The 14497-nt window shown below is 52.6% G+C and carries 11 protein-coding genes; 5 read left to right on the top strand and 6 right to left on the bottom strand.

Features of this window, described 5'->3' with window-relative positions; translation table 11 throughout:
- Positions 1-28: 28 nt before the first annotated feature.
- The 3 genes from QZ303_RS02805 (at position 29) to QZ303_RS02795 (ending at position 3254) form a co-directional block, all read left to right on the top strand.
- Entirely contained in the window at positions 29-613 is a 585-nt protein-coding gene (locus QZ303_RS02805; RefSeq protein WP_295728791.1) for a phosphoribosylglycinamide formyltransferase, read from the top strand.
- A 27-nt stretch (positions 614-640) separates the two neighbouring features.
- On the top strand, positions 641-1876 hold the full coding sequence (locus tag QZ303_RS02800) for a mechanosensitive ion channel domain-containing protein (RefSeq protein ID WP_295728787.1): 1236 nt from the start codon (positions 641-643) through the stop codon (positions 1874-1876).
- Positions 1877-2030: 154 nt separating this feature from the next.
- Positions 2031-3254, top strand: a complete 1224-nt coding sequence (locus QZ303_RS02795) for a serine hydrolase (RefSeq protein WP_295728784.1) — start codon at positions 2031-2033, stop codon at positions 3252-3254.
- 202 nt (positions 3255-3456) lie between these two features.
- Here QZ303_RS02795 and QZ303_RS02790 read toward each other — a convergent pair whose 3' ends face one another.
- From QZ303_RS02790 to QZ303_RS02775, 4 genes are all read right to left on the bottom strand, one after another.
- Positions 3457-3987 (bottom strand): redoxin domain-containing protein, encoded by a 531-nt coding sequence (locus QZ303_RS02790; RefSeq protein ID WP_295728781.1) that lies wholly within the window; start codon positions 3985-3987, stop codon positions 3457-3459.
- 4 nt (positions 3988-3991) lie between these two features.
- A complete protein-coding gene (locus tag QZ303_RS02785; protein WP_295728779.1) occupies positions 3992-4684 on the bottom strand; it encodes a hypothetical protein in 693 nt (230 codons plus the stop codon).
- Positions 4681-5790: an AAA family ATPase gene (locus QZ303_RS02780; protein ID WP_295728777.1), complete on the bottom strand. Its 1110-nt coding sequence runs from the start codon at positions 5788-5790 to the stop codon at positions 4681-4683. Before QZ303_RS02780 ends, QZ303_RS02785 begins: the two co-directional genes overlap by 4 nt.
- 203 nt (positions 5791-5993) lie before the next feature.
- Positions 5994-7145, bottom strand: a complete 1152-nt coding sequence (locus QZ303_RS02775; RefSeq protein ID WP_295728775.1) for an ATP-binding protein — start codon at positions 7143-7145, stop codon at positions 5994-5996.
- Positions 7146-7417: 272 nt separating this feature from the next.
- Here QZ303_RS02775 and QZ303_RS02770 point away from each other — a divergent pair, with 272 nt between their 5' ends.
- Complete coding sequence (locus QZ303_RS02770) at positions 7418-7804, top strand: HEPN domain-containing protein (RefSeq protein ID WP_295728773.1); 387 nt, start codon at positions 7418-7420, stop codon at positions 7802-7804.
- Entirely contained in the window at positions 7783-8079 is a 297-nt protein-coding gene (locus QZ303_RS02765; RefSeq protein ID WP_295728771.1) for a nucleotidyltransferase domain-containing protein, read from the top strand. The genes QZ303_RS02770 and QZ303_RS02765 overlap by 22 nt, the downstream gene beginning before the upstream one ends.
- Positions 8080-8744: 665 nt before the next feature.
- Here QZ303_RS02765 and QZ303_RS02760 read toward each other — a convergent pair.
- Both QZ303_RS02760 and QZ303_RS02755 read right to left on the bottom strand, forming a co-directional pair.
- Positions 8745-12269 (bottom strand): hypothetical protein, encoded by a 3525-nt coding sequence (locus QZ303_RS02760; RefSeq protein WP_295728767.1) that lies wholly within the window; start codon positions 12267-12269, stop codon positions 8745-8747.
- 18 nt (positions 12270-12287) lie between these two features.
- The gene (locus QZ303_RS02755; protein WP_295728765.1) at positions 12288-14423 is read right to left on the bottom strand and encodes a hypothetical protein; all 2136 of its coding nucleotides are present in this window, start codon (positions 14421-14423) and stop codon (positions 12288-12290) included.
- Positions 14424-14497: the final 74 nt, after the last annotated feature.

The following is a 14497-nucleotide window of genomic DNA, read 5'->3' as shown; positions in this document are numbered from 1 at the left end:
TCACGCGGAAATTGCCTAACTTCACGGCATGGAAAAAGGAGATCCGACAAAACGATTCGCCATATTCGCCTCCGGCGAGGGGAGCAACGCCGAGAATATCATAAGATATTTCCGCGACAACGGCTGCCGCGCCGAGGTGGCGCTTATAGTGTGTAACAACCCCTCGGCGGGAGTAATCTCGCGCGCAGCCTTGCTCGGCACGGAAGTGCGCATAGTCAGCCGCAAGGAGCTGAACGAGCCGTCGACGCTGCTGCCCCTGATGGAGGAGTACGGCGTCGACGTGGTGGTGCTCGCCGGATTCCTGCTGATGATACCGCCGTTTCTCATCGACCGCTACCGTGGCCGCATCGTCAACCTCCATCCGGCGTTGCTTCCGAAGTTCGGCGGCAAGGGGATGTACGGACGCCATGTGCATGAGGCCGTCGTGGCCGCCGGAGAGAGCGAGACGGGCATCACCATCCACCACGTCAGCGACCGGTATGACGAGGGGAGGATAATATACCAGGCCTCTATACACGTGGCACCCGGCGACACTCCCGACGACGTGGCCGCCAAGGTGCGCGACCTTGAGGGACGCCACTTCCCCCGGGTGCTCGCCGAGACTTTCCTATAACCGTCACATCCAATTCATAGCAAAAGCATGTCAGAAACAATCAGACAGATAGCCGAATCCATAGCCCCGGCGAGCCTTCACCCGAACATAGCCACACCCGTGCTGCTCGCGTGCATAGCCGTAGTGGCGGTGGTAGCCTACTTCATGACAAAAGGCGCACTGATGATATTCGAGAAGATGATCCTGCGCAGCCCCACCCAATGGGACGACGACATGCTCAATCCTCGGCTCATGCGCGCGATATCGCAGCTTGCGCCGGCGCTGATAGTGTCGTGGCTCCTGCCGCAGACGTTCGCCGGCCAGGGCGACTCGCCGGACTCGGTGAAGTGGGCCGACATATTGACGTCGCTCTATATCCTTTGGGCGATAGTGCGCATAGTGGTCATCCTCATCGACAATCTCTACAAGGCGCTTCTGCGCCGCGACAGCCTCAAGGCGTATGCCATCACCGGCATATTCCAGATGTTCAAGCTGATAGCCATAGGTATAGGAGTAATCATCGCGATAAGCATACTCATCGGCAAGACCCCGATAGCCATACTCACGGCGCTGGGTGCGTCGGCGGCGGTGCTGTCGCTGGTGTTCAAAGACATGATACTGGGGCTTGTCGCGGGCATACAGCTGACGGCAAACAAGATGCTACAGCGCGGCGACTGGATCACGATGCCCGGGCGCGACCTCAACGGCGAGGTGATCGACGTGTCGTTGACCACGGTGAAGGTGCGCAACTGGGACAACTCGGTGACGACGGTACCCCCCTACTCGCTCGTGACCGACTCGTTCCGCAACTACCGCCCGATGCAGATGTCGGGAGGGAGGCGCGTCGACCGCGCCATATACATCGACATCAACACGGTACGCATGCTCGAAGCGCAGGAGGTCGAGAGCCTGCGTGCGGACGGCTTCCTGCCGGCCCGCGGCGCCGCGACGGAGAACGGGGAGAATGCTGTCCCGCGCCCAGAGAGCAGGCGCGTCAACCTGCGGCTGCTGCGCGACTACCTGGAGCATTATCTTGCCACCCATCCCGACGTCAACCCCGAAATGACGCTGATGGTGCGCCAGCTCTCGCCCACGCAGTCGGGGCTGCCGGTGCAGCTCTACTTCTTCACCCGCGACACGGCATGGGTCAACTACGAACACGTGCAGGCCGACATCTTCGACCATGTCTACGCGGTGGTGGGAAGGTTCGGCCTGTCGATATTCCAAGCGCCATCGGGCATAGACATCCTGTCGTCACCGGCAAGACACAGGTCCTACACATGATTTACAAAGCCGTGGCAATCCTTATAAAATGCTGTGGAGGATGGCTCGCGTATTATATTATGGGTTAATTTTGCCATGAGCGCACGGGAAACCGGACATACAGCCCCACCCGGCGGCTCAGCACATTCATTCGTCAATATCTATCTACGCGATCATGTCTAAAACGAAAACAGCGGTATGCCGGATGCTGTCGGCGATAGCCGTGCTGTCGATAATATGCTCATGCAGCCCTGATAAGAGGGGCGGCATGGAGTCGTTGCCGCCATGTGCGGTGACGGAGGGTCTCGACTCCCTTTTCAGCGGAATATTCCCAGAGGAGGAGGGCCCGGGCGGGATTGCCATGGTGATGCGCAACGATACTGTCGTCTACAGGCACGCGTTCGGCGTGGCCGACCTCCAGAGCAAGGAGCCGATCAACGACAGCACACTGTTCAACCTGTCGTCGGCATCGAAGATATTCACATCGGCAGCGTTGCTGAAGCTTTGCGAACAGGGTATGTTGTCGCTTGACGACAGCCTGTCGAAATTTTTCCCGGAATTCAATGAGGAGGTGTTCGCCCCTCTGACGATACGCCATATCCTCACCCATAGCTCCGGATTGCCCGACCCGCGTCCTGCCAACGCCAAGGAGTGGAGCAAATACCAGGACATGCACCATTCGGTGTTTGTCGACAATGAGGACTATGCCCTCTACGGCGACGAAGGGGAGCACATGCACTCGTTCCAGAACCTGACACGCGCCGACTTCGAGCCGGGCACACACTACAACCGCCAGGATCCGGCCTACATCCTCGTGGCCCCCATCATCGAGAAGGTGACAGGATCCACATTCGAGGAGTGGATGGACCGCAACATATTCAAGCCGGCAGGCACAAAGGAAACATTCTACTACAGCTACCTGTCGGAAATGCCACCTACATCCCACGCCTACCGTAAGGCGGATGGCCGTCCGGCATCGCTGGCCTTCCGCAGCGAGGACGGCCGATGGGAAGAATATGACTTCGGCGAGGCGCCGTTCTTCCTGACCCGTGCCGACAGGGGTGTGTATAGCTCGGCACGCGATTTCATGGTCTGGAACCGAGCCTTGTACTCGGGGAAGATAATATCCGACTCGTCGCTCAAGGTAATCAACATGCCTTATATCCCGACCGACGTGCCGATGGTGTCGTTCGGACTGGGCACGGCCATACGCGAGGAGCCGGGCTTCCCGCTGAAAAGCTACCATATGAACAGCAACGGGGCATACTCCATCGTGGAGGGAACATGGCCGGAAGAGAAGCTGCACTACATAGTGTTTGCCAACCGCGCAGACTGGGACTACCGTGCGGTTACCGCATCGATCGACAGCATCTTCAAGGCCAAAGGCTTCCTGAAATAATATCGCACAGAGCACACGGAGCGCACAGAGATAAGAGTCGGGGGCTACCCGGAATCTCTGTGTGCTCCGTGTGCTCCGTGCGGTTAATCCGACGATGCTCTGCGGTTAATCCTGATGTTTCGGGAAGCATCCCTACGTCGGACGATACCCTGTGCGGTTGTGTCGAACGTGTGCCGTGCGGTTGCGTCCGACGGGATGCCGCTCAGGGCAATTGGAGGATGGCGGAGAGGAGGGCATCTCCGGTGACATGCTCGACAAAGGCGGCGGCGATGACCGGGGGAGCGCTTTCATCGGCGGCAGGCACGGTGAGGTAGATGCGCGGGATTATGCGGTTGGCGAAAAGGCGGTAGACGCGGTCGTCGGGCTGCGGCGAATAGGGCATAGTGAGCGATGCCTCGCGCCAGTACGGGGCGATGGAGGCCTCCCCCTCGGAGCGGGCAATGCACACGAAGCGCACGCCGCGCGACTGCACTACCGTGCGGTCGGCCACAGACTGCACGACGGGGAGGGCGGCGCGGCAGTCCGGACAGGAGGTGTCGAAGAAAGTAATCACGCATGGCGTGCGCTGCATGTCGGTGTAGCCGAAGCGTGTGCCGTCGTCGAGCGTCACCTCGAAGCGTGGCACGGCGTCGCCCGGCCCGAGCGCCACCACCGGCTCATCCTTCTCGGTGACACATCCGGCCATCACCATCGCCAGCAGAAGCATGAATATATAAAACAGTCTGACAGACATCGATTCATCTGAGATTATCCATTACAAACGAATACCACCTGCCGAATGTTGCGATATGTCCCGTCTCGTTGTACCGTTCAACGAGACGATCCAAATAATGCTTCTTACATACTTCTCCAGGCTGCCTTTTAGAATATCTGACATGCTGCTCTGAAAATATCTTTCTTAAATAAGAGTGATGGAATTGTGCCTTAGTCGAGAATTCATCGGGATTAATATTGTCCATGAGTTCCGGATCATTCTCCTTGACATTAAAATGACTGATATAGCGTCGCAGTGCTTCATCCTCCGGATTTGATTTAAAAATCCTACGGTTTCCCAAGAACCACGACTCCATACTGACTTTCTGCTCAAAAACAACAAGATTGAATGACGACAACGGTATATTCCGTTCTGTCAGCTTTTTATCAATCTGCCCCAATATATATTCCCGGGATTCTTCTTCCGTATCAATACAGACAATGAGAAAATCGATTATGGCCGTCCCTTTTGCATTTATATTATTAATGTCCTCTATAGCATTAGCTATATGATTATATATCGACGGAATTCCACCGCCGCTGAAAAGATAATAGTTGTTTTCATGCATGTCGAAAACATCGGACACGCGTGTAAGCGCCGGCGCGAGTATCTCCAACCATTTTGGATACACAATAGTTTCCGTTTTGTCTCCTTCTACTATTATGTATGCATTCATAATTGTCCGGTCCTGTAAGCGGAAGTCTGAATCAGCTGCATAAATGCATCATGCCTGGAGTGCTCTCCGATTTTCATTTCTGAAGCAGTATGCACTCTTAACTCACCACCAATCCGTGAAACAATCCTCCAATCCCGGTATGGGATTGAATTGATGATATACGGATGATGGCTTGTCATTATAATCTGGACATTGACCTCCGGCTCCAATGCCATATCGGCAAGACTGTCGATACAATTGATTCCAAGGCCGTTTTCAAATTCATCGATTAGAATTATATCCCCGTCATCAGCCAAAGTCAATGTCACTATCTGACTCAATGTACGGCACATGCCGGATGAGATGTCGGGAAGTTTAATCCAACTGTCGACACCTTTTTCTTTTATTTTAAGCACCGGGACAAATTCTTTTTTAAAAAAATGCTCCAGATCAAAATCAAGATCTTCAACCAATGGGAATATTTCAATAAACGCCCTCTTTATTTCACTGAATACGTTTGCGTCATTTTTCTGTATCAGGAACAGCCTCTCAATCGGTGTCCTGAATTTCAGACCTTTAATTTCTTTGAGGGTTAATTCGGCGTCGTTATTAGTCCATAGACCCGGTCGAAAGGATATCCGGCTACCCTCTCCCATGTCAAGCCATGACATCTTTTTAAAGGCGCGCTTGACAGGGGCAACATCCGGCTCCTCTTTCAATAGTTCAACGGCACTTTTAGATGGGTCAAGTTTCACCGTCGGGGTATCATGATAGCGGAGTTCCGTCTCGTTTCTTGAAAAAATTTCCGTTCCATCATCTGTTGCAAGACGTTCTTCCAGAATTGAAAATTCCGGCTCATCAGAAAAAAAAACCTCCTGAAGATTCTGTGAGGCTTCAAATCGTCCTGTCCAGATGTAATTTATCCCCGATTCTTCAAATTCTACAGCCCATTCCCTTCCGTCAAGAGAGTTTCCTTCCGCAATCCTACATAATGCAGAAAGAGATTTTAAAATTTGAGTTTTACCAACGCCCGAAGCTCCGACAAGCAATGTCAGAGCGCCAAACCGGACATCTTTAACATGCCAGCCTGTTTTATGGTTGGCAAAAGAAAACTTCTTTAATTTCATTAATTGTACAATATGGTTGCGAAGTTATATATTTTTTCCAAACTATCAAAATCGACCCCCGTTTAAGAGGTTGTCTAAAAACAACCTATAAGCTAAGACGTTAGAATTCCGATTATGATGGCATCTCACAACAGACAGGAGAGATTCACGACGAAACATGCACAAGACTTTTTTGATGAGGAGGAAGCTATTTATAAGGTGTTTCATATTTCGGGAAGGGCATAAAGGCCGTTGATGAAGATGCGGAGCAGAGGGTCGGTGAGCGTGTAACCGCCGTCGGCAATGGATATGAATCCGTCTCTGACGAGACGTGAGATAGCGCTCTGCACCGAACTTGCCGAGGACAAAGCGTTGGCCCTTATGAAATCGCCGCTCAGCGGATTGGCAACGACGCGCGCCTTGGCCACGGCATAGAGCGTCGATTTCTGACCGACACTGATATTGGAGAGCATCTCGCGGTAGACCACCTCGTTGGCGGCCAACATGGCCCGGACGGCACGCCTGACGGTCTCGCCGGAACATATCGCGCCCTCGGGAGTGTCGGCAAACGCTCCGTTCATCGTGCGCTGCATATAGTACGTGTTGCCGTCGAAGAGCCGGAATGCCCAGCGTATGGCCTCCTCATCCACATCTTTCTGCCGCTGCCGGAAAAGGGCGCCGGCGAACTCCACATATAGCCCCTCCCCTATCGGCCCGAGATGCATTATCTCCGAACTGTTGTAGAACGGGTGCTTCGAGGAGACGAACATTTCCTGAAGGATCGACCTTTCGCTTCCGGCGAAAACAAAGGTCGCGTTGCCCATGCGCTGCATGTGGCTGCGAAGGATGGCCTCGGTGTTCTTCTCGGGATATTTCGTGATCTGCTGGAATTCGTCGATAGCGATTACCACGGGTTTTCCGCTCTGCTCGATATATCCGAATATCTCGTCGAGCGTGTATTCGGGATGTTTTATGTCGCCCAACTGTATGTTGAAAACGGGAGTGCCGCTCATAGCGTCGAAGCCGAACACGCCCCGCAGCGATTTGAGAGCCGACAAAAAAGCGCGTACTCGTGCGTGTCCCGCCGGGAGCAGCATGTCAAACACAGCCTTGCCGAGGAGATATGTGAATTCGCCGAGGGAATTGGTCTGGAGTATGTCGAGGAAAAGCGTCAGGTAGTTGTCGCGTATTTCCTCCGAGTCGTTGAGCGCGACGTAGACCAGCGATGTCTTTCCCATGCGTCGTGGGGAGATGAGCACCACATTACGTCCGTTGGTGACGGCAGAGGCGAGTGCCTGCTGCTCGTGGATGCGGTCGCAGAAATAAGGCCTCTCTATGCGGTGGCCCAATATGAAGGGGTTGCGTGGATGCTGCATAAACCGGTTTTTATGCAAAGATAATCATTCGGGGGGCAATTATGCAAATCGGATAATGCAAATCGGATAATGCAAATCGGATGATCGGTTTGGATAATCGGGAGGGGAAACGGAGTATCGCCGGACATTTTTCATATAATATTTCCTATTATACCAAATATTCATTATCTTTGGGTGTCGTCTTATATACTAATATGTCGGTAAATTCAAATAAATTTATCTTTGCACTCGACTTGTCTGTATATTTTTCCAGTTAACATAATAATTGCCGGATGAACAATAAAGCCTTATATTGGATTGAAATGTCTGATTACGACTTCGACACCGCCCATGCCATGCTTGATACGGGGCGTTATCTATATGTGGGATTCATGTGTCATCAGACAATCGAGAAACTCCTTAAAGCATATTGGAGTACAGTATTAGAAGAACCCCCTTTAAAGATACATACCTTATCGCGTCTTGCGGAAAAGACCGGAATCGACAAAGAAATGTCAGAGACTCAGTTGGATCTCATTGACATGCTTGAACCATTAAATATTGAAGCTCGTTATCCTTCATATAAGGAGCGCCTGATGAAGAGTCTTGATTCGGCGCGCTGTAAAGAGCTGATTCACTCGACTGACGAATTAAGACTATGGATAAAGACGAAGCTATAAAATTAGCACGACGCTACAAGGCCGTCGTGGCTGACCGATTTCCCGTAAAAGCGCTGTACCTGTATGGCTCGTTCAGCAAGGGTAATTATAGTGCAAGCAGCGATATTGATATTGCCGTAGTCGTAGAACACCTCAACGATGATTATTTTACGGACACACCTTTGTTGTGGAAGCTGAGACGTGGTATAAGCAACCTGATTGAGCCGGTGTTACTTACAGAGGATGCCAATAATCCGCTTTATTCCGACATCGTAAAAACGGGACTGCGCATATGACGGGACGCAGTTCATTTTGTTCCTGTGCTGCGGCATGCCCGTCCCGGGCGGGAGCCCTCTTGTACCATCTCCATCTCCCCAGGCTGCACTGCGCTACGCCAGGGGTTAACCACAAACACCGCCACTCCGTGGCTTCCTGAATGCACAAAAACCAGACTCATGGGGTATGGGGATAAAAAGCTCAAGGGTAGGCTTGCCCATTATCGAGAATTAGCGGCTTAGTACGGCTGTATCGGACAAGCGTGGCCATGAGCGTAATTGTGTTGCAGATATAACGAAAATCATCGATATATTCCTAATATTCATACCTTGAACCCAATACTATTTAATATTTTTTAAGTAATACAGTAGGCGCATGCACCGGAGTACATCCCTACGGGTGGAGGGGACGGCGCGGGGAGAGAGGGGATATGGAAGTCAGGAAGCCACGGAGTGGCGGTGTTTGTGGTTAGTCCCGGGTGTAGCGCAGCGTAGCCCGGGCAGGCGGATGCACCGGGGGTACATCCCTACGGGGAGGTGGGGACGGTGAGGCGGAGGGGAAATGGGAGCGGCTGCCGGGGAGGGCAGCCGCAGGGGTATGGAAAAGGATGGGATGTCGAATGGAGAAGGATGACGCACGGAGAGCACAGAGGGTGCGGGGAGGAGACAGGGAAGAGAGGGAGGGTTTATTCGACGAAGCGAACCATGCAGGCATCCTCGCCTTCGGCAACGTTAACTGCTCCAATCATATTGACATCAAACGAGAAATAGTTTATATCCATGCCAATCGCCTTTCCATCAGCGCCTGAATTTCCGACAGCACCGGTCCAATCAAGGAAATTATCTGTAGCAGCATCTTTGGCATAATATACCGCACCGGGGCGATAATAAAGCGCGGAAAACAATGGTGCAGTCTTATTGAAGAGCCAACCACGATTCTCATATCCTGCACAGCTATATCGGAGTACTCCTTTTTTGGTGTTACCTTCAGCCTCCCTCATATCCTTACGATGTCCATACCCAGAGCGACCTATAGGAAAGAAAACACTATTTCCAGTGCATTCATTGCCAGGATCAGTTTCATCGTAATAATAAGCAAACATACCTCTCATGCCCTTGGGACTGTCAGTCTGGAAATCGGGATCCGGACCCACAGGCCCGGTATTTTCGGGATCTCGACGATAATATCCGTAAGCAGAACTGATATCCCACTGTGTTGAAGTTGCACCGTCGGCATAAAGCACACCAAATCCAAATTGGATGTTATTGGTGGCATAAAGCTGTTCAAAATGACGCATGGTAGCCATACTGCTCCAATCGGGATCAGTAGAGGTGAAACCGCTATTATTTTTGTTGAATGAAGTCCAATCCTTTTCAGAATCAGACAACCGTCCATCACCTTCTGTGAGCTTATACTTACCATTCGACGCAACATCAGAAGTAAATTCAGACAACGATGGCGCAGTGTATATGCCCATCCCATCACGTTTACCGTCTGCCGCCATATCCTTATAACAGTTATTGTAGGAATCAATCGCATTCCATACATTACCATGTTTGAATAAGGAGCCTTCGTCTCGCGGATCCTTCGCATCAAGCCGTGCCGCAATACGATTAAATGTTCGCCACTTAACAGCAGTAGCGGTTCCACCTTTATGGTCGAAGTCTTTGGCGTTCTTGGATATAGCCTGAGGGTTATACCCTTGGCGCACAAATATCAGGTGCGTGCACGTATAGCTATTGTAACGCACGCGCACCACTGCATTTCGTACAGTTTCATCTGCGGAATTAAGCTTGTTAAACCGGATATTAAAAGCGATGGATGAGCCGGTGGAGCCGGTAACGGTCTGCTTGCCGTCAAGAGTGATAAAATTCTTGTCACCAAGAATTTCGGCCATCCATGGACCATCGGAAGTAAAGTCGCGGAAAGTAGTCGACAAGTCACCGGGCAATTCCAAGAGATGAACGGCAAAATCTTGATTATTGCCGGAACGACGGTATACGCCTTTAGGATTTACTATACGACGCACCTGCTCCACCTGAATATCTCTGGGAGTAGCAGCAGCAGGCTTATCTGTAGTGTTTTTTTTACGGACAAACGGAGTAACTTTAATTGTTGCAGTACGAGTATAACCTACATAGGGATTATTCCCCGAATAACCCGTCTGTTTTATCAATGTTTTTGCACGGGTAAACAAAGGCATATCAAGAGAAACACTCTGATTCCGCTCGTTTCGCTGGTAAGAGAATTCCTCTTTAGGCCTACTGACATAATCATCCTTAGAATCATTCCATTGGGCATCCTTGGAAACATTAAATCTACGTTTCGCTCGATTCAAGCCGCCACTTCCATCTGATATCCCAAGAAAATATTGATTATTCATATGTATGGAAGTATCACGCTTAGCCTCAGCAGCATTATCATATCCTGTCCATGCGTTCACACCACAATCCTTAGGAGTGATAATCAGTGAAGTAGTCTGACGTAGCGACAGAAAACCATTTCCTATCTGTTTGTTCTCATCTGCTGCTATAGCTTGGTCGTTATCAGGCGGGAGAGGTATACCTTCGTCTTTATCAGGTTCCCACGGATTTTTGGTAATCTCGGCTTCGAAGTATACCACTTCATAACCCTCCTTAGGAGTGTATTTGAAAGGGATGGTGGACTGGTGGTTGTAGAGGTAGGAGACGTACCAGGGCTGGGGGACGTCCCATGAATCGGGTTCCTCCACGTAGTCGATGTGCCAGGAGACATCGTTGGCGTTGCCGTTGAATTTGAGGGTGACCTTGTAATGGTAGTTGCGCTCGGCATCGCAGTTGCGTATGGCGTCCTTGCCGAGCATGAAGCGATACTTTATCGGGCCGTTGGATATGTTGCCTGATGCTTCCGACTCATAATAGGCGGATACCTCGATGTATGTTCCATATTCCATGCCGTCCTTGTCGCCATTATCCGTAGCGCCGCCGGAGCTTATGTCGAGCATCGGGCCTTTGGTCTTTCCGTCGGGAAGGTCTCCCTGCATGTTCTCGTAAAAGAACAGCGCCGGGGCATCAAGGGCATGCAGGTCGCGCCGCTCCTTGACATCAGCTTTCGGATCCATATAAATGTACGGCGAACCTTTGGCTATGCGAGGCCATTTCTCATGATTGGTCTCGGCATCACCACCATTGCCGGCGACGGCAGTTTTGTCGTACATGTTAAAGAAGTTGATTGCATGGGAAGTATTGTCACCTCCGGTAGAATGCGTGTGGTCGCCCATGGTCGAGTGGGAGCCATCGGCAGCGTCATCATCACTGCCGACATGATTATTATAGTCAATCCACGGATCAATATCATTATCCTTATGCTTGCCGAAGCCAAGGGTACAGGATGTTGCAATGTCATGGATAGTAACATTCCTGATATAAACTTTAACATTCTCGCGCAGGCCTGTGCCGTCGAAATCAACGGTAACCTTCGAGGCGAGACGACGCAACCATGTTCGCAAAGTCATCCCCGACTCATTGACAACGACAGTCTGAAAGTCGGAGGAAGCGGTAGGAGAAGAGTCCTCACCCTTTACCGCAAAATAGCCGCACATCTCACGGTTGTTGTTGATATTTGAAGCAGCCCATTGTCGGCGCATGCGGCGCAGCTTATGAAGGGTATTATAGTCCTCGACATCCATCTCGGAGAAAGTCTGATAGGTGGATTTGGCAATCGTCAGCTTATCTCCATTCTTGGTATATTGACCCATGTTGGCCACGGCTATGAGATAGTATTCACCAAAGAAAAGCTTGAGGCCTTTCTTTGTGAGACATTTTGTAGAAGGCTCGCCAAGCGGTCTGTTGACATTATCATCCTTACCGGCATCGCCCTCAACTCGCGGCTCATCTTTGATAACATAGTCTGTGAGATTGATAAGACCATCATCCTTCAGTAGATTGCCATCTTTATCGTATATCAAGAGAGCGACATCGGATATATCACCCATAAGATTGCCGGCAGTAGTGTAACCATTTGTAGGTGCATACTCATAGGCGCGGCTGCCCATGGCGGCTGCGGAGAAGGGGGAGAAAGCGGCCTCGATGTTGACCACGGCTTCGCCGTGGGGGTATTCCCCACCCTGCCGGAATATGAGGTCGTCATCGACACAGGCGGTCATGCCGAGCGCCAACAGCACCGACACGAGGAAAGTATGTAATAGTCTGTTATATCGTTGCATTGTCATTTACAGGGTTGAAGGGGGTTATGGTTGGTTTTCAACCGATTTCCGGCTCACGAATTTGGTGGGGTTACGGTCGACCTCAGTCTTGGTGCCGGTCTCCTTATCGACTCTCACGACGGTGCGCGTCTGATTGCCATCCTTGTCGAACTTGCGGAACAGGTAGTATTGTTTTCCATCCTGGTCGGTCTCTTCTCCGATATCGACATAGAATGCGCCGGGCACATGTACTGCTTCATCTTTTGTCTTATCCCACGACCAACTGCCTTCCCACGACTCTATTTTGAAACGCTTTATTGAACCATCGGGGGTATAGAGCTTGTAGAGCAGACCGTAGTCGGTGTCGTAGATTATAGAGGAGTGGTCTGAATGGAGCTGCTGCTGGCGCTCGCCGTCGCGGTCCTTTATATAGTCAAAGGTAGATAGGCCCTCATATCTCTTCACGTGGCGGGTGTCCCAGCGCTCCTTGCCATCGAAGTCGGAGAGCACCTGCGCGCCATCTCGGTCCTTCAGCCAGATTTCGGCATTCTCCATAGAACCGTCGGAGCCGCGATGGATGGCGTAGTAGTCGCCCATCTCGTCGTGGATGGCGGGGAGCGCCTGGAATGCCGTCCATCTATCGCCTTTAAGTTTGAGATACTCCTCGAAGTAGGAGGGGAGACGAAGCTCACCGGTGGCGGGATCTTCCTCCATGTAGATCATGAGATCGCCCATCTCGTCGACGAGGAGGCCGACGCCGACCTCCATGGAGGCTGAGGCGTAGGGCTGTACGTCGATTTCGACATCGAGTTCAAGGTCGCGGCGGCGGAGGGTGTATATGTACCAGTTGTTGCGTCGCAGGTCGAAGGGTTGGTCTTTTTCGACTCCGGCGAGTTGGCCGTAGTTCTTGAAATAAACTTTGTAGGTCTTATTGTCACCGAAAGTGACATCAAGCCAGTTGGATGTCGCATCAGAAGATGTGTTGTCGTACTCGGGGACGTAGATTATCCATGAGCCGTTGCCGTCGGTGTCGAGGGAGGGATTGGCGGTGAAGTGGGGAGTGGGGGTGTGCTGAAGGGGGAGTTCAAAACCTCCGGCAACGCTGTGAGGTATGGATACATGGTCGACGTAATCGAGGGTGTGGGAATCGCGGACGTAATGGGCACGGTCGTAGACGCGCGAGGGCATCGCCGAGAATGTAGTGTGGCAGTATCTGAGGGTGACCGACTTTATCTTCTCGGATTCGTAGCCGTGGGAGGGGGCTGCGGCGACTTCGATTTTGGCGAAGGCGCGGAGGAGGTGGAGGGTGGAGGGGAGGTCGGTGAGGCCGTTGGCGACGAGATTGACGGAGGTGTAGGCCTGGACGCCGAAGAGGGGGATGCGGGTGTCGCGGGTGATGGAGGGGCCGACTGGGTCGGGATATGCGCGGGTGGAGGCTGTGGCGGCGTAGAGGTCGTCGATGGTGGCGCCGGAGCCGGGAACTCCGGGGGTGGAGACGGGGAGGTCGGCGGGGTAGTCGGCAGCCAAGATGGGGGCGCTACCGTCGGGGGCGGGAGCGGCCCATGCGCGCCAGTTAGCGAGCATTACGAGGCGGAAGGATGCGCGGCCGGTGGCGTCGAAGATGGCGGCGGGGTTTTCGAGGCGGAACTTGCAGGTGTAGCGCTTGGCGGAACCGTTGGCATCGGGGGAGATGGGGGTCAGCTCGGTAATCTCGGCGCGGGCCACGAGGCGGGAGTCGGAGCCGGCGGGGGTGGCTTCGGTGTCGGTGGTGGTGCCTGAGGTGAAGATGTAGAGGGCGAAGTCGCGGGCGTCGATGTCGATGAAGTTTTCGTAGCCGGAGCCGGGGTCGTAGCCGCCTTCGGGGGTGGAGGGGGCGCGGGAGGGCCGGAAGCTGCCGCTTCCGGCACGGCTGTTTGCAGGCGAGGCGGGGGAGGCAAACGAAGAGGCGTCGGACAGGTCGGACGGGTCTGACAGAGAGCTACGGGAGGAGGTATAGCCTGAGCGGGGGGAGGCGGGGGTGTCGTCGCCGAGGGATATGACAAAGCCCAGCTCGATCGGCCCGTCGGGGATGGTGGGCGCAGCGGGTGCGTCCGGCTCCGGGAGGATGGGGTCGGATGAGCATGCGGCCATGAATGGCAGCATCATCAGCAGAGGTAATATGAGCTTATATATGGGCTTCATTAATTATGGCGGTGACGGAGAGAGGGGAGATGGGGTATAGGGACATTAAAGAGATTAGGGACTTTAGGGAGATT

The sequence above is a fragment of the uncultured Muribaculum sp. genome, assembly GCF_910583865.1.
In the GTDB taxonomy this organism is placed as follows: Bacteria; Bacteroidota; Bacteroidia; order Bacteroidales; family Muribaculaceae; genus Muribaculum.
The sequence above is the reverse complement of the archived record's forward strand: the minus strand, read 5'-3'. Positions and strand labels throughout refer to the sequence as shown.